Genomic DNA, 15,057 nt, shown 5'->3' with positions numbered 1-15,057 from the left:
CGGCTGGAGCGGATGATCCCTTTGCCATCGGATGGTTCGGTATCGATCGCGGGACGCTCTCCGGGGCTCGCCGCCGACACCATCGAAGCTGTCGTCACGCTGCCGACTTTCAAGCGGCCGCAACTGCTCCTGGAAACGCTGGCGTCGCTCAAGGCGCAAACGACTGCCAGGCGTTTTGCCGTCATCGTCATCGAGAACGAAGCCGATGCGCGTGAAGGCGCCAAGGCGGCAGTGCCGCTGTTCGAGCGCGCTGATATCCAGGGCATGGTTATCATCGCGCATGAGCGCGGCAATTGCAGCGCCTACAATGCCGGCTGGCAGACGGCGATCCTGCATTTTCCTGGCTTCCGCCATCTGCTGGTCATCGACGATGACGAGATCGCCGACGCCGACTGGCTGGAGCGGATGTGCAAGGCGTCGGAGACGCTTGGCGCCGACATTGTCGGCGGGCCGCAAATACCGGTGTTTGCCGATCAGGCTCACGCCAAATGGGCCGACCACCCCGTGTTTGCGCCGCCCTATCGCGAGACCGGGCGCGTGGCCGCACTCTACTCCTCGGGCAACCTTCTGGTCGGGCGCAACGTGCTCACCGCCATGGGACCGCCCTTCCTCGACCTCCGCTTCAATTTCATGGGCGGCGGCGATTCCGACTTCCTCAGCCGGTCTGCGCAGAAGGGTTTCGTGCTTGGCTGGTGCGCCGAGGCCAAGGTGCGCGAAGGCGTTCCGGCCAGGCGTGTCGAGGCCGACTGGATCCGTGCCCGATCCTTGCGCAACGGGGTGATCTCGACCCTGGTCGAGAAGAGGAAACGCGCCGGCACGCCGTTGGCCGGGGTCAAGGTGTTTGCCAAAAGTCTGGCGCTGCTTGCCGCTTCGCCGCTGCGCGGTGCGGTCAAGCTGGCGCGGACAGGCTCCTTGTCGACGGCGCTTTATCCCGTCTATGTCGCGCTCGGCCGCGTACTTGCCGAATTCGGATACGCCAATGAGCAATACAGGCAGCCTGAAAAGAACTGACGAGCTGCTGCTGGGCGGCATCGTCACCCGCGATGGCGTGGCGACGGCGATTGCCGCGCTGTTGTTTGCCGTCATCATCGTGTCGTTCCGGCCGTTTCAGCCGGCAGGCGCGGAACTGACCGGCGACGGCGGCGACATCGTCAACCAGCTCGGCTTCAGTTCGCTCGGCGCCATTTCGATCTTCTCACTGCTGACGTTCGCCGACCCCAAAGTAGTGCGCTCGCTGCTCAGCCCGTCCTGGATCCTGATGCTCGGCTTCTTCATGCTTTCGGTCATCAACGCGACCGACCCGTCCTCGGCGATGCGCGCGGCCTTTTTCACGCTGCTCGGCGTCTTGACGATAGCGACGGTCCTGGTGCTGCCGCGCGACGCCGAGAGTTTTTCGAAAGTCATCATCTTCTGCGCCATCGTCGTCATCGGCCTGTCCTATATCGGCCTCATCGTCTTTCCGCACGAGGCGCTGCACACGGCCGACTCGCAGGAGCCTGAACATGCGGGCCTGTGGCGCGGCGTCTTCGCCCACAAGAACATCGCCGGGCCGATCATGGCCTGTTTCAGCTTTGCCGGGCTCTATCTCTTCCGGCGCGGCCAGAAATTCTGGGGCGTGGCGATCTTCAGCGCGGCGATGGTCTTCATGCTGCACACCGGCTCCAAGACGACGGCCGGCCTGGTGCCGTTCTCGATTCTGATCGTGGTGCTGCCAGGCCTGATCGGCATGCGGTTCGGCACGCCGATCCTGTTTGCGCTGGCGATCATCGCGACGGCGGTCGGCACGCTCGGCATCGTCTTCATCCCGCCGGTGAAGGAGCTGGCGGCGACCTACTTCCCCGACCTCACCTATACCGGACGTACGACGCTGTGGGAGTTCTCCGGCGAGATGCTGGCGAAGAAGCCGTGGTCCGGCTACGGCTATGAAAGTTTTTGGGGCACGCCGCTGCTGCTCAGCCAGGACCAGCCTTTCGACCGGCCCTGGGACATCCGGACAATCGTGCATGGCCATGACGGCTATCTCGACATCGCCGTGCTGATGGGCATTCCGGCGCTTTGTGTGGCCGTCTACACCTTCCTGATCGCGCCGCTGCGCGACTACATGCGTATCCCGCCGCGCAAGGAGAACATCTATCTCGGTGATTTCTTCATGATGGTGGTGCTGTTCACGGCGCTGAACGCTTTCCTCGAAAGCTTCTTCTTCCACCGCGGCGACCCGGTCTGGCTGTTCTTCGTGCTCGGCGTGCTTGGCCTGCGGCAAGTGTCGCTGCGGCCGATCGCGGTGCGCCGACGCTCCTGACCAGCTGGCCTGATCCGTGCGCCCTTGAGGGGCTTTCCCGCTCCGCCACGAGCGTCTAAGGAGAGGCGTTCTCGGAGGGTTCTCAATGACGATCAGGCTCGTTCTCGCCGGCTGCGGCAATATGGGTTACGCCATGCTGGCGGGCTGGCTGAAATCCGGCAAGCTTGTGCCGCAAGCCGTGTTCGTGGTCGAGCCCAATGCCGAGTTGCGCAAGCGCGCCGAGCATCTTGGCTGCGGTGTCGCCGAGGATGCCAACGGCATCCCGGCCGATGCTGAGCCCGACCTCGTCGTCATCGCCGTGAAGCCGCAAGTCATCCGTGACGTCACCACTGCCTACAAGCGTTTCGCCGATGGCAGGACCACCTTCGTCAGCATCGCCGCCGGCACGCCTGTCGCCACGTTCGAGCATATCCTCGGCCACCTCGCACCCATCATCCGCTGCATGCCGAACACGCCGGCGGCAATCGGCAAGGGCATGATGGTGGTCTATTCCAACCCGCTGGTGACCGACGATGTCAGACGTTTCGTCGCCGAGTTGCTGTCGGCGAGCGGGGTGGTGACGACGATCGACGATGAAGGCCTGATGGATGCGGTGACGGCGGTTTCGGGGTCCGGCCCGGCCTACATCTTCCACTTCATCGAGGCGCTGACGGTTGCCGCCGAGAAGGCCGGGCTGCCGGCCGAGACCGCCAGGCTGCTGGCCATGCAGACCGTCTATGGTGCCGCCGCGCTCGCCGCCGAAAGCGGCGAGGAGCCCGGCCTGCTGCGCCAGCAGGTCACCAGCCCCAACGGTACGACCGCCGCAGCACTTGCCGTGCTGATGGGCGAAGACCGGCTGACGAAGTTGCTGACCGAGGCGGTGGAAGCAGCGCGGCTGCGGTCGATAGAGCTGGGGAAGTAGGCTTCAGCCCCCGTAAAGCATCTCATCCTGCAGCTTGCGCAGGGCGTACAGCCTTGTCGTCTGGTCGGGCGTGGCATTGTCCACGGTCAGCAATTCACCCTTCCTGACCGGTTTCAGCACCTTGCCGCCCTCGAGCAAGCCGACCGGCACGGCGCGGTGGGCACGGGCCTCTTCAGCGGTCATGGTCCAGGAACGGTAGCAGGTCTCGCCAATGGCATCGAACGTTTCGCCCACGGCGAGATCGCGCTTGGTGACCGCGCAGACCTCGGCGACCGGCTTCGGCAGCGGCACCATGTCGGGTCGGCCATAGAGCATGATGCGCGCCGCGGTCAGCGGCACTTCCAGCGAGGTCAAATGATAGGGCCGGAAGAAGCTGTAATAGGGGCCGTGGCCGATATGCAGATCGTCCATGCGCTCGACGATGCGCGGATGCGTGGCCTCGACGATGACGAAGACGCCGGGCGCCACGCCCTTGCCGATGGTGTAGTCGACGACGCCCTTCTTCGACAGGATGCCACCATCGGCGCGTGGAACGAGCACTTTTGCCAGCTGGTCGCGGTCGGCCTTGGGTCCGTGCATGCCAGGCACATCAGGCACCAGCCCGGTGGCGTTGGCGATGGCGCACATCTCGACCATGGTTTTCGAGCCGTCTACGAACTCGACCAGCATGCGCGGGTTCATGTTGCGGCGGATGGCTTCCTCGCGATAGTCATCCGGCACGGCATCGTGGTTGAGCGGGTTGTTCTTGCCCTTGCCAGCCGAGACGATGGTGTAGCCGAGCGCCGAGGCGAACTCGATCAGCTCCATGCAGCTCGACGGCTCGTCGCCGGCGCCGACAGAATAGACGACACCGAGCCGGTCGGCCTGCTGCTTGAGATAGCAGCCGATGGTGACATCGGCCTCGACGTTCATCATCACCAGATGCTTGCCATGCTCCATCGCCTTGAGGTCGAAATCGGCGGCAACACCGGGCTTTCCCGTGGCGTCGATGACGACGTCGATCAGCGGATTTGTGACCAGCATGTCGTTCGAGGTGATGGCGATTTTCCCCGCCTCGATCGCGGTGGTGACTTTCGATGCCGTGTCGGCCTCGACCGCCATCGCCTCATCGCCATAGGCAATGCGGATGGCGTCACGCGCGGTGTGCGGGCGGCGCGTCGAGACGGCGCAGACCTCGATGCCCGGCATCAGCATGCCTTGCGTGACGAGATCGGTGCCCATTTCGCCGGAGCCGATGACGCCGATGCGCACCGGCTTGCCCTCGGCGGCGCGCCTGGCGAGATCGCGGGCCAGTCCGGTCAGGGCAACATTGGTCATGCAAGCGTGTCCACGGCTTCTTGATTTGCAGGCGGGAATAGCAGGGAACGGCCCTGCTTTGCCAACGAAACCGGCGGACCGCGGCAATTTCTCGAACAATAAGCTCGGCCGGCCAGGTTAACCCGCTCCTGAAGCGGATGGCCCGAGCGTCCCTTCAAACCACCCTGATGTAGCTCGTCATTCCCGATTTCTGATGCTCGATGATGTGGCAATGCAGCAGCCAGTCACCGGGATTGTCGGCGACGAAGCCGAGTTGCACCTTCTCGTTGGGCTGAATGAGATAGGTGTCGGAGATTACCGGCTGTACCTGGCGCGTCGACGACGACAGCACCTTGAAGCTCATGCCGTGCAGATGGATCGGATGCGATTGCGGCGTCAAATTCTCCATGTCCACGACATAGCTTTTGCCGAGCTTCAACTCGGCCAAGGGTGCGGTCGGGTCCGGCGTGTCGCCGGGCCATGGCACCTTGTTGATGGCCCAGAAACTGTAGCCGAGCGAGCCGCATATGCCGTCGCTCGGGACGTTTTCCGCCGTGGCGCTGAGCGAGAGCGCAATGTGTTTCGCGCTGGCGAGATCCACCTCCGCCACGGGGTTGACCTCCAGGGGCAGGAGGTCGCGCAGGTCGCGCTTGAGCGAGCTACCGGTGCCGCGCAAGGTGGCGAGCGTCTTGGGCTTGGTGCCCCTGACATCGCCGAGGCTGACGATTGCGCCCTCCTCGTCGGGCATGCGGATGGCGAGATCCATGCGTTGGCCTGGTCCAAGCAGCAAGGCGTCCGGTGCAAAACGTTGCGGCACCGGATTGCCGTCGAGCGCAATGACCGCGGCTTCCGCGCCCTCTACACGAAAGGCGTAGATGCGGGTGACGTCGGTGATGGCGACCCGTAGCTGCACCAGCCCGCCGGCCGGCGCGTCGAACTGCGGCTGGTCGAGCCAGTTGGCGGTGCGCACCGTGCCATAGGTTCCGGTTTTTGCGGCATCGCGTGGCCTGAACTGCTGGATGAACTGGGCGTCGTCGCCCAGCCGCCAGTCGCGCAGATTGACGACCGCCTCGGCGTCGAATTTCGGATCGTTGGGATTCTCGACCACGATCACGCCGGTCAGGCCGTGGCCGATCTGTTCCAGCGTGTTGCAATGCGGGTGATACCAGAAGGTGCCGGCATCGGGCGGCGTGAAAGCGTAGTCGAAATGATCGCCGGTATAGACGTAGGGCTGAACCAGGAAGGGGACGCCGTCCATCTTGTTTGGAACGCGAATGCCGTGCCAGTGGATGGTCGTCGGATCGTCGATGGCGTTGACGAGGCGCGCGGCGAAGGGTTGGCCCTTTTTCATCCGCAACACCGGCGGCATTCCTGATACACCATAAGTCAGCACGTCCCGGGTCTGGCCGACATCCATGAGCTTCGCCTGGATCTTTGCCGTCTTGAGCACCACAGGCTCCGGAGCGGCCGCAGCCCAGCCGCCGAGCCTGGCCATCGCCGCAAGACCGACCCCGCCGACGCCGGCTACCGCGGCTGTTTTTAGAAGCCTGCGGCGGGTGAGTACGGTCATCTAGAGCTCCAACTGAACATAGTCGCGCCAGTGTCCTGGATGGTGACGGCAACCGGCGCAAGTGCCGATACTGCCACATCGCTTCCCTGTCATGCCATGGCGAGCCGATGACATTTGCTTGCGCTATAGCGTTAACGCTGGCGTCACGACCATTCGTCCGCCCGCCGGAGCGCGGCACTCCAGTTTCAGTGCAGTTCGGCGAGCAGCGCCTGCACTTCGGCGAGGTTCTTTTCCGAACCGGCGGCGAGATCGTCCATCTTCTTGTCGCGGAAGACGCCGAGCGCCTCCTGACAGGCGGCGATGGCTTCCTCGGCCATCGCTTTGTCCTTGCGGGCCGCGCCCAGGTCGGCCAGCACGTCGCACAGGCTGTCCTGCGTGCAAGCGACAGCCGGCACCGAATTGATCTTCTTTTGCACCACGATCGCTTCACGCAGGACCAACACCGCCTCTTCGAAATGAGCGACGTTGTTTTCGGCGCGGCCGGCCATGGTCAAGGCAAAACCCAGCGATATCTTGCGCAAACGAGATGGCATCATGATGGCCGCCCCATGGCAAGTCCTTGGGCGAGCTGTGTTCTTGTCGTCGGCGATGCGCACGGCGCTGGCTGGCTTTCAGCTTGCGAGCGGATACTGTTCAGCACGGCCGCCGGATAATGCAAGTCAGGCTTGACGGCTTCTTAGGGGAGGTTTGCGATGACAACGGATTACACGCCGAAATTCGATCTGGCCGGCAAGGTGGTGCTGGTCACCGGGGCCTCACGCGGAATCGGCCGCGCCTGTGCGCTGGCCTGCGCCGGTTCCGGCGCCGACATGATTGTCGGCGTGCGCAGCAAGGCCGACGGGGCGGAATTGACCGCCGAGATCGAGCGCATCGGCAGGCGGGCGCTGGCGGTGGAGATGGACTTGACCGATCTCGCCACCGTGCGAAAGGCGGTCGCCGAGGCGCATACCGCCTTTGGCCGCATCGACGTTCTGGTCAACAATGTCGGGCTCGGGCCGGAAAATCTGGCCGAGAACGTCACCGAGGACGATTTCGACCTGACGGTGAACGTCAACCTCAAGGGCACCTTCTTCACCACCCAGGCGGTGGCAAAGCTGATGATTGCGCAGAAAGGTGGGCGCATCATCAACATCAGCTCGCAGGCCGGCACGGTGACGCTGAAGGGCGAAGCCATCTACTGCATGAGCAAGGCGGCGATAAACCATCTGACCCGCTGCCTAGCCGCCGAATGGGCGCAGCACGGCATCGCCGTGAACAGCGTGGCGCCGACCTTCATCTGGACCGATGGCACCCGCCCCTCGCTGGCCGAGCCGGAGTTTCATGCGCATGTGCTCGGCCACATTCCGCTCGGCCGCATCGGCGACCCGATCGACGTCGCGGGAACCGTGGTGTTCCTGGCTTCGCCGGCGGCATCGCTGATCACCGGCGCCAACATCCTGGTCGATGGTGGCTGGTCGGTGGCGTGAGCCGCCGGCGCTGTATCTTTTTGTTCTGACGCAATTCCCAAGGGAAAGCGCTACGCGCTTTTCCCGGGAAAACCGCTCACACTTTTCCTGGAATTGCTTATTTGATCACGATCGTCGTGTTCGGAATCTTGACGCCGTTGCTGCTCGGGAAGGACGCGCCAAGAAACGCCTTCATGTCGTCGATGATGGCGATGACACGCTTGCGGCTGTCGACAAAATTGATGTCGTCGGTAGCGGTTGCAAGCTTCGTCGCCGGATTGATGCAGCCGATCGACGACAGGAAGCCGCGGCCCGGATGCATCAGTATCCCGACCCGTTTGCCGGTCGGCAGCAGCAGCAGGCCGGGACGTTTCAGCGCGGCCGGATTGACGTTCGAGGTGTAGCCGATCGTCACATATTTGGCACCGGCTTGCGTGAACAGATTGTAGGTGCCGGCCTCGACACAACGATTGTTGCCGGCAGTGCCGTTGTCGCCCGGGCCTTTCGTTTCGGCAGTCACGCCGGAAAGACCGGCCACTTTGACACCGTCGTGAAAGACTTCGTACTTCCCGACTGTTCTGCGCTTCGGGCCTCTTGTCTGCTCACCGGTACGCGTAATTCTCAATTCCCAATTCTTGGCCATTGCACCCTCCCTGCCCTGTTAAGATCGTTGCGCAAGACATCAATAAAGTCGAGCGCATCAGCAATGATGTGTTGCCGATCACGATTGCTATACAGAAATGTTGCTCCTTGGACTGTGAGTTTGTTCACTCCAGGGCAAGAACTTTTCGGCCAAACGCGGGCTGGAGCGAAGACATGCGGCCGGTGGTGACTTTGCGATCGTCGAACACCGTGCCGGATGCGGCACGTCCTGCATGCCGCCGTGCAAGGCTGGAGTCTGTTGTCAGACGGCCGTTATGAAACGAAGCTAACGGCCAGTTTTGTGACCCTGACAGGCGTCACGGTCGAATGGCTTTGCCCGACGCTGTCTGGGCCTTTAATGTTATCCATGACACGAAGCGAAGCGCGGTATTGTTACGGGTATAATGTGGATCGCATCTATTTGACCGAACATGCGGCCGGCTCCGACGCCAGGCCGTGGCAGAACATCGCCGACAGCCTTGCCGGCGACTGGACGGTCCGCCGCACGATGATCGATTTCCTTGCCGGTGCGACATACAATTTCACCGGCAACGCTGTCGTCACCGCCGATGCATTCACCGAGCGCGGCGTCATGCAAATCGGTGCTCATGCGATGCCGGCGAGCAGAGCCTACAGGCTCGAGCGGCGCGGCCACTTAGTCGGGATACTTCGTGCCGACGGCAGCGAATTCATCGAGCTCGAGCCGAAGGCAACACAGATCGTCCAGCATCAATGCGGCGCCGATATCTATGCCGGGCGCTTCTTGTTTCGCGGCCCCGACGAATGGGCCGAGGCGTGGCGGGTCAAAGGGCCGCGCAAGAACTACGCGAGCCTCAGCCGGTTCCGCCGCCTGGGGACCTGATGAACCAGCTTGGCCTAGGCAAGTAGATTACGAGGTCATGACCTCGTAGATCCAGCCGGAAAGGCCCCATGCGTCGAGTTGAACGTCCTTCAAGAAACCCCGGCTCTGCCGGGGTTTCGCTTAATGGAAAACAGACAGGCTTGCCGCCGTTCGGCTCAGCGGTCGGCTTCAACCGTCTGCGCAAGGCAGCACAGCGGCGGTCAGGCCATCTTTGCCATTATCTTGGCCATATCCGCCGCGTCGAACGCCCTCAATGTCTGAGTTCTGATGTTGCCTAGCGATGCGATCGACAAGGCTAGTGCGGTGGCAGCAATGTCGTCGTCGGCTTCGGCAATCACCACAACATCATGTTGACCAAGCGTCCACAACAGGGTGTGAACCTTGATCCCGTTCTTGCTGGCCATCGCCTTGAAGGCCTCAGCACGTTTCTGAGTATCCTTTATGCTCTTGATACCTTGATCTGTGAAATTTGACAGCAATACGTAATAAGCCATTTGTTCCTCCCATAGTGGGAGCGGGCGGGCACTCACGGCGCGTCCGCCGTCTCCCGGAACTACGATAACACGAGTCAGGTGCGCGAACCACTTACGGCAAGGAAGGCCATGCCTTGCAAATCAAGGGCTTCAATGATTTCAAGGAGATAGGCTGGCGCTGCGAGAGAGGATTGAACTCTGGCTATCTATAATAAAATCAATGACTTAAATGGTATTTTGTAACATTGTGACGGACGACAAAATGGCTGCGATCACCCCTAAGGTGCGGGTTTCGGCTGCGTCAGGCGAAAGGCCCGCTGGAGGCATTTCCGCCTTATCGCACATCACGCTCCGCTATGGTCACGCCGTCCGTGACTCGATCACTCGGGTGCAGAACCACGCGATCGCCTGCGGCAAGGCCTGATTGAACCTCCGCCATCCGATTGTTTCGCTGACCGACCTTGATGATCGTTGCCCGTGCACGACCATCCTTGACTGCGAACACCGCCCAGTCGTCCCCTTGTCGGAACAGGGCGCCCACCGGCACGGTCAGGACGTCCGTGGCTTTCCAAATCGTGACATGCACGATCACCCGATAATCGTGTCCCAGTGCCGACCATTTTGCGGGAGGGTCGGTGAAGTCGATGGTCGTGCGGACACGTTGTTCCTCGATGCCGAGTGCGGAAATCTTCGTGAAGCCCGCGGGATCGACGCGTTCGACGCGGCCATGGACCGGGGATCCACCCCAGTTGTCGATCCACACGGGCGCGCCTTGTTTGATCCTGACAGCGTCGATTGACAGGAGGTCCGCGACGATTTCGAGATCGAGCGGGTCACCAATTTCGATCAGCGGTGCACCGGCCTGAACCACACCTTCGCTCTCCTGGATGATGTTCAGGACGCTGCCTGTCACGGGTGTGCGCAACTGTATGCAGCAGGCCGGATCTGGATCCGGGATGGCCCCCGACTGTTCACCTAACCGTGCTTCAACGCTGTCGCGCTCGTTTCGGCGAACCTCCAGCTGAGCCTTCGCACTGGCTAAGGCCGCTTCATTGGTCTCGACGTCGAATCTGGCTCCGTCGAGGACCTTCAGGGAGATCGCCTCGGTGCGCGCAAGCGCTTCGGCCCGCCCCAACTCCGTTCGCGAAAATGCGAGCGCGGCTTCGATACGGCGTATTTCGGCTGCCGCAAGGCTTACCGCCGCATCGGCCGCAGCCAGCGCCGACCGCAGCTCCTCATGGGTGCGCGCATCATGAAAGCTCGGCAGCGTCGGTTGCATCACCGCCACTACAGTTTCGTCCTTTGTGACCTGGTCCCCGATGTGGAGAGGTGGAGAGATGCGCAGGACCTTGCCCGCGATGGGGGCGGACACTGTGTAGAGATGACGCACGCGCGTTTTCGCCTCGTCGTCGATCGTGACTTCCATAGGCCCTTTCGTCAGTGTTGCCAGATCCACTGCAATCGGCCGCGGCCATGCGAACCAGACGGCGCCGGCGCTCAACGCCACCAAGGCCGCAATGCCCAACGTTCGCTTCATCCAGATCGTGCGCATGGTTCAATCCCGCGTCTTGAGAACGGTGACTAGGTCCAACTCGTTAAGTCTTCGACGAACAACGAGTACCGACAGCACGGCCGCAGCTATTACGATCGCACTAGCAACGATGTAGGTGGATTGCTCGACGATCAGACGCACCCGCATCAATTCGCCGGCCAGGTTCTTCTGCATGATCCAGGCCAGCCCATAACCAATGACCCATCCAGGCGGCTGTGCGATCAACGTGAGCAGGGTGAGTTCGAGGAGGAGGATGCGCAACACTTCTCCCCGAGTGAAGCCGAGGACGCGCAAGCTGGCCAGCTCTCGCGCGCGTTCGGAAAGCGAGATGCGGGCGCTGTTGTAGACGACACCAAACGCGATGACGGCAGCCAGCGCGGTGTAAATGCTGGCCATTGTCGTGATGAGTAAGGCGACCAGCTTGCGGAAATTCGCCAGCGAGACGCGCTGCAGAGCCAGACCGCTGACGACAGGCATGCCCTTTATGGCAGCATAGAACGGCTCCCGGCTGTTCTGGTCCAGGCTAACGTTGATGCTGTTCAGCGATGGCGCTTCGCGCATCAGGCGCGCAAGCGTCTCTGAATCCATCATCCCACGGATGCCGAAGTAATCTTCGACCAGCGCCGCCACAGGGACGACAACCGTCCGCCGAGTTCCTTCGAGCAAGTCGACCTCGACGGAATCGCCGACCCGCACTCCGAGAATCTTGGCAAGCATGCTCGAAATCGCCAGGCCCGCTTCCGGCAGGACGACCGGTCGCAGGTGGACGTCGATGATGCGGTTGAGATCGGCGTCGCGCGGCCTGCCGCTGATCATGATCCGGCGTTCGACGTTTCCGCTCCTGATGCGGACCGGCACCTCGCGGTAAGACTCGGCGGCGAGAACGCCCGGAAGCCGAGCGATCTGCAGGGCGACGTCCCGCGAGCGTTTTTCCACGAAACTCACCGTGGCGTCCTGACGGTCAGCCAGGAAATACGTCACGTCGATGAGCTGCTCCATCGCGTCGCCGGTGAAAAGTGAAACGATGAGGATGGCTGTCGCCAGTGCAATTCCAAGCGTCGTGAACAACGACCTGACTGGATGGCGAGTGATGTTGCGCAACATCATCATGGTCGGTTGTGACATGAACCTGTCGACAGTGAAGCTCGCAGGCAGCAGCCGCCGATAGCGCGGAGGCGTCGGCGACTGCATCGCGACGGCCGGCGCCAATCGCACCACCTCCCGAAGCGCGCGCACTGCCCCGATTATTGCAGCGACGAGACTGAGCGCGGCGGCGATGACATAGAGGTCAGGGCTCCTGGTGAAGACGAGGAACGGAAAATGGAAGAAGTCGCCGAACAGATTGGTGATGCGCATCCCCAGCCACGTGCCCGCCGCACTGCCGATCACAATGCCGATCACAACGATGACAACGACGAATTTGAGGTAGTGCACGACGATGCTGGCGTTATTGTATCCCAGCGCCTTCATCAGCCCGATCTGCTCGCGCTCCAGAACAACGAGCCGGCTGAGGGTGAGATTGACCAGAAATGCCGACACCAGAAGGAAAATCGGTGGCAGCGTCCGGCTCATGTTGTTGAGCATATCGAGTTCGTGGTTCAGCCAGGCGTGTGAAGTCTGGTCCTTCCGGCCATAGGCCGCCCGCCCACCGTAGCGCTCAAGCATCGCGTCGAGGCGCATCATGACCTCACCCTCGGACGCGCCCCGCAGCAACTTCAACGAAACGGACGAGAACGCATCATCGAGGTCATACGCGCTGGCGAGCGCTTTTTCCGACATCCAGATGAGGCCGAAGCGGCGGTCGTCCGGCATGATATCGCCTGGGCCGACCGCATAGATGAACTCGGGCGACAACGCGATCCCGACAATCGTCAATTCGCGCTTTCGGCCGTTCAATATTGCCGAGAAGCGGGCTCCGGGCTGAAAGCCGTGGGACACGGCAAAGCCTTCGTTCACGACGACCTCTTCGGCGCGGCCAGGCTCCGGCATGCGGCCAACGCGCATGTAGAGCTGGTTGAGCGAAGCCTCCCCGATCTCGGGCAGGGAGATGACTTCGCCCGTGGCCGGCTCCAGATAGTCTGGTATGTCAAGCAGCACGAGCTTGGCTATTCGCGCGTCGACCGAAGCAACGCTGGGAATCTCGGCAATCTGGTCGACAAGCGCCCTTGGCGCGCGGCTCACCGTGGCAAAGACGTCAGCAAACCGGTAACGTTCGTAGTATGCGGTGCGCGTCTCGTCGAGGGAACGGTAGGATCCGACCGCGAGAATAAGCGTCGCCACGCCTCCGCCAATGACGAGTGCAATCGCCAGCGCCTGCGCCCAGAGCCGCCTGAAGTCGCGAAGAAGCTTGATATCCAGAGCGCGCATCCGGATCACCAGACAAGCTCGGCGGCAGTCCGGCGCACCTCGTTCTTGCGAATTCTGGAGATCTGGCCATCGGCGAAAAACAGCACGCGGTCGGCGACATCCTGGATGCTGGCGTTATGCGTGATGATAAGTGTCGTGGTGCCTAGCTGCGCATTGATACTGAGCAATACCTCAATCACCCGAATGCCCGTCTTGGAATCGAGGGCGCCCGTCGGCTCGTCGCAGAGCAACACATCGGGGCGCTTGGCGATCGCGCGGGCAATGGCCACGCGCTGCTGCTCGCCACCGGAGAGTTGAGCCGGGAAATGGTGCATCCTCGGTTCAAGTCCAACCAGCGCCAAAGCCTCCTCCGGGCGCATTGGATGGTCGGAAATCTCCGTGACCAGGGCGACATTTTCGTAAGCCGTCAGGCTGGGGATCAGGTTGTAGAACTGGAAAACGAACCCGACGTGCTGCCGCCGATAGGCAGTCAGCCCCCGATCGTCGAGGTTGGTCAGCTCCTGGTCCCTGAAAAACAACTGGCCGCTCGTGGCATGGTCAAGCCCGCCCATGATATTGAGCAGGGTCGACTTCCCGCTGCCCGACGGGCCAAGCAGAACGACCATCTCTCCCGCCGAAATCTCAACGTCCAGCTTACGCAATGCAAGCACCTGCGTCTCACCCGAGGTGTAGGTTTTGGTCAGCGCTTTTGCAGTGAAGACGGTGTCAGCCATGGCCGTTAGGGATTTTGAGGCACCTGTCGCGTCGCTTGCCACAGTCACCCGTCGAGGTGAGCGCGACATTGATGCAAGTCAAAACAGGGATCCGAAGGCCGTCACCGATCGCCATCAACAAGTAGTGGTAGCGAGCATCCAAGCCCGGATCGGCTGGTTCTGAACCGATATTGATTTGCCTCAAAGGAGGTCGGCGGCATCCACGTTACGATGCCGCCGATTGGTGCTCGGGCGCCTGTTCACTTGAACTGAGCTAAGGATGAGGCGGATGAAAGCAAAGGATGTAATGACTGCAAAGGTTGTTACCGTGTCGCCTGACCACAGCGTAAGACATGCAGCACGGATCATGCTGGATCATCGCATCAGCGGCATGCCTGTCGTCGATGACAACGGCCGCCTGGTCGGAATTGTCAGCGAAGGTGATTTCCTGCGCAGGTCGGAGCTCGGTGCCTCAGCGTTTCCGGCAGGTGAGGCTCGCGGCTATGTGAAGGGCCACAGCTGGAAAGTGGCGGATCTGATGACCTCGGATGTCATCGTGGCAGACGAGGAAACCCCGATAGCGCGAATTGTTGCGCTGATGCAGGAGCATGGCATCAAGCGCATTCCGGTGATGAGAGAACAGCGTCTTGTCGGCGTCGTCAGCCGCGCCGATCTTTTGCGTGTTGTCGTTGCGACGAAGTTCGACGACGCTACGGCGGCAGGTGACGATGCGATCCGGCGCAGCATTCTTACCCGACTGCGAGACGACGCAGGGGTCAAAGGAGACGCGTTAACGCTTACGGTGAGCGATGGTCTGGTGCATTTTTCGGGTGCAGTCAGGTCGCAGAGTGAACGGGATGCCGTCCGCGTGGTTGCCGAGGGCGTCAGAGGCGTCAAAGGTGTGTTCGACCACCTGTATCTGGCCCATCCGTGAACTGCGGTTCGGGAGGGCATACAG

Annotated in this window: 14 protein-coding genes; 6 read left to right on the top strand and 8 right to left on the bottom strand. The window is 61.9% G+C overall.

Translation table 11 applies throughout. The annotated features are described in order from the left end of the window. The first annotated feature begins 12 nt into the window (after nt 1-12). From AC1DXM_RS25885 to proC, 3 genes are all read left to right on the top strand, one after another. Nucleotides 13-1,011, top strand: a complete 999-nt coding sequence (locus tag AC1DXM_RS25885) for a glycosyltransferase family 2 protein (protein WP_477237496.1) — start codon at nt 13-15, stop codon at nt 1,009-1,011. Next, the gene (locus tag AC1DXM_RS25880) at nt 980-2,299 is read left to right on the top strand and encodes an O-antigen ligase family protein (protein WP_477237494.1); all 1,320 of its coding nucleotides are present in this window, start codon (nt 980-982) and stop codon (nt 2,297-2,299) included. Before AC1DXM_RS25885 ends, AC1DXM_RS25880 begins: the two co-directional genes overlap by 32 nt. 85 nt (nt 2,300-2,384) lie before the next feature. Beyond that, on the top strand, nt 2,385-3,200 hold the full coding sequence (gene proC / locus AC1DXM_RS25875; protein ID WP_477237493.1) for a pyrroline-5-carboxylate reductase: 816 nt from the start codon (nt 2,385-2,387) through the stop codon (nt 3,198-3,200). Nucleotides 3,201-3,203: 3 nt separating this feature from the next. Here proC and AC1DXM_RS25870 read toward each other — a convergent pair whose 3' ends face one another. The 3 genes from AC1DXM_RS25870 to AC1DXM_RS25860 form a co-directional block, all read right to left on the bottom strand. Further along, nucleotides 3,204-4,517: an NAD(P)H-dependent oxidoreductase gene (locus AC1DXM_RS25870; RefSeq protein WP_477237492.1), complete on the bottom strand. Its 1,314-nt coding sequence runs from the start codon at nt 4,515-4,517 to the stop codon at nt 3,204-3,206. A 154-nt stretch (nt 4,518-4,671) separates the two neighbouring features. Further along, a complete protein-coding gene (locus tag AC1DXM_RS25865) occupies nt 4,672-6,066 on the bottom strand; it encodes a multicopper oxidase family protein (RefSeq protein ID WP_477237490.1) in 1,395 nt (464 codons plus the stop codon). Between the two features lie 185 nt (nt 6,067-6,251). Further along, complete coding sequence (locus tag AC1DXM_RS25860) at nt 6,252-6,602, bottom strand: hypothetical protein (protein ID WP_477237488.1); 351 nt, start codon at nt 6,600-6,602, stop codon at nt 6,252-6,254. Between the two features lie 156 nt (nt 6,603-6,758). On the opposite strand from AC1DXM_RS25860, the gene AC1DXM_RS25855 reads away from it, so the two are divergent. Then, on the top strand, nt 6,759-7,532 hold the full coding sequence (locus tag AC1DXM_RS25855) for an SDR family NAD(P)-dependent oxidoreductase (protein WP_477237486.1): 774 nt from the start codon (nt 6,759-6,761) through the stop codon (nt 7,530-7,532). Between the two features lie 97 nt (nt 7,533-7,629). Here AC1DXM_RS25855 and AC1DXM_RS25850 read toward each other — a convergent pair whose 3' ends face one another. Beyond that, nucleotides 7,630-8,154, bottom strand: a complete 525-nt coding sequence (locus tag AC1DXM_RS25850; protein ID WP_477237484.1) for a hypothetical protein — start codon at nt 8,152-8,154, stop codon at nt 7,630-7,632. A 216-nt stretch (nt 8,155-8,370) separates the two neighbouring features. On the opposite strand from AC1DXM_RS25850, the gene AC1DXM_RS25845 reads away from it, so the two are divergent. Continuing rightward, on the top strand, nt 8,371-9,015 hold the full coding sequence (locus AC1DXM_RS25845; RefSeq protein WP_477237482.1) for a DUF6314 family protein: 645 nt from the start codon (nt 8,371-8,373) through the stop codon (nt 9,013-9,015). Nucleotides 9,016-9,215: 200 nt separating this feature from the next. Here AC1DXM_RS25845 and AC1DXM_RS25840 read toward each other — a convergent pair whose 3' ends face one another. The 4 genes from AC1DXM_RS25840 to AC1DXM_RS25825 form a co-directional block, all read right to left on the bottom strand. Then, nucleotides 9,216-9,509, bottom strand: coding sequence for a GYD domain-containing protein (locus tag AC1DXM_RS25840; RefSeq protein WP_477237480.1), 294 nt, complete (start codon nt 9,507-9,509; stop codon nt 9,216-9,218). A gap of 313 nt (nt 9,510-9,822) precedes the next feature. Then, nucleotides 9,823-11,040 carry an efflux RND transporter periplasmic adaptor subunit gene (locus AC1DXM_RS25835; RefSeq protein ID WP_477237478.1) on the bottom strand — a complete coding sequence of 406 codons (1,218 nt, stop codon included), beginning with the start codon at nt 11,038-11,040 and terminating at the stop codon, nt 9,823-9,825. Between the two features lie 3 nt (nt 11,041-11,043). Next, the gene (locus AC1DXM_RS25830; protein ID WP_477237476.1) at nt 11,044-13,407 is read right to left on the bottom strand and encodes an ABC transporter permease; all 2,364 of its coding nucleotides are present in this window, start codon (nt 13,405-13,407) and stop codon (nt 11,044-11,046) included. A 5-nt stretch (nt 13,408-13,412) separates the two neighbouring features. Then, nucleotides 13,413-14,120, bottom strand: a complete 708-nt coding sequence (locus tag AC1DXM_RS25825; protein ID WP_477237474.1) for an ABC transporter ATP-binding protein — start codon at nt 14,118-14,120, stop codon at nt 13,413-13,415. Nucleotides 14,121-14,388: 268 nt separating this feature from the next. Here AC1DXM_RS25825 and AC1DXM_RS25820 point away from each other — a divergent pair, with 268 nt between their 5' ends. Continuing rightward, nucleotides 14,389-15,033, top strand: coding sequence for a CBS domain-containing protein (locus tag AC1DXM_RS25820; protein ID WP_477237472.1), 645 nt, complete (start codon nt 14,389-14,391; stop codon nt 15,031-15,033). The last annotated feature ends 24 nt before the right edge of the window (nt 15,034-15,057 follow it).

The organism is Mesorhizobium sp. P3_A2, from assembly GCF_056403115.1.
The sequence above is the reverse complement of the archived record's forward strand: the minus strand, read 5'-3'. Positions and strand labels throughout refer to the sequence as shown.

Coding starts and splice junctions, on each gene's coding strand:
- AC1DXM_RS25845 (WP_477237482.1), top strand. CDS start 8,371: ATGCGGCACGTCCTGCATGCCGCCGTGCAAGGCTGGAGTCTGTTGTCA.
- AC1DXM_RS25830 (WP_477237476.1), bottom strand. CDS start 13,407: ATGCGCGCTCTGGATATCAAGCTTCTTCGCGACTTCAGGCGGCTCTGG.
- AC1DXM_RS25840 (WP_477237480.1), bottom strand. CDS start 9,509: ATGGCTTATTACGTATTGCTGTCAAATTTCACAGATCAAGGTATCAAG.
- AC1DXM_RS25820 (WP_477237472.1), top strand. CDS start 14,389: ATGAAAGCAAAGGATGTAATGACTGCAAAGGTTGTTACCGTGTCGCCT.
- AC1DXM_RS25870 (WP_477237492.1), bottom strand. CDS start 4,517: ATGACCAATGTTGCCCTGACCGGACTGGCCCGCGATCTCGCCAGGCGC.
- AC1DXM_RS25825 (WP_477237474.1), bottom strand. CDS start 14,120: ATGGCTGACACCGTCTTCACTGCAAAAGCGCTGACCAAAACCTACACC.
- AC1DXM_RS25850 (WP_477237484.1), bottom strand. CDS start 8,154: ATGGCCAAGAATTGGGAATTGAGAATTACGCGTACCGGTGAGCAGACA.
- proC (WP_477237493.1), top strand. CDS start 2,385: ATGACGATCAGGCTCGTTCTCGCCGGCTGCGGCAATATGGGTTACGCC.
- AC1DXM_RS25880 (WP_477237494.1), top strand. CDS start 980: ATGAGCAATACAGGCAGCCTGAAAAGAACTGACGAGCTGCTGCTGGGC.
- AC1DXM_RS25855 (WP_477237486.1), top strand. CDS start 6,759: ATGACAACGGATTACACGCCGAAATTCGATCTGGCCGGCAAGGTGGTG.
- AC1DXM_RS25865 (WP_477237490.1), bottom strand. CDS start 6,066: ATGACCGTACTCACCCGCCGCAGGCTTCTAAAAACAGCCGCGGTAGCC.
- AC1DXM_RS25835 (WP_477237478.1), bottom strand. CDS start 11,040: ATGCGCACGATCTGGATGAAGCGAACGTTGGGCATTGCGGCCTTGGTG.
- AC1DXM_RS25860 (WP_477237488.1), bottom strand. CDS start 6,602: ATGATGCCATCTCGTTTGCGCAAGATATCGCTGGGTTTTGCCTTGACC.
- AC1DXM_RS25885 (WP_477237496.1), top strand. CDS start 13: ATGATCCCTTTGCCATCGGATGGTTCGGTATCGATCGCGGGACGCTCT.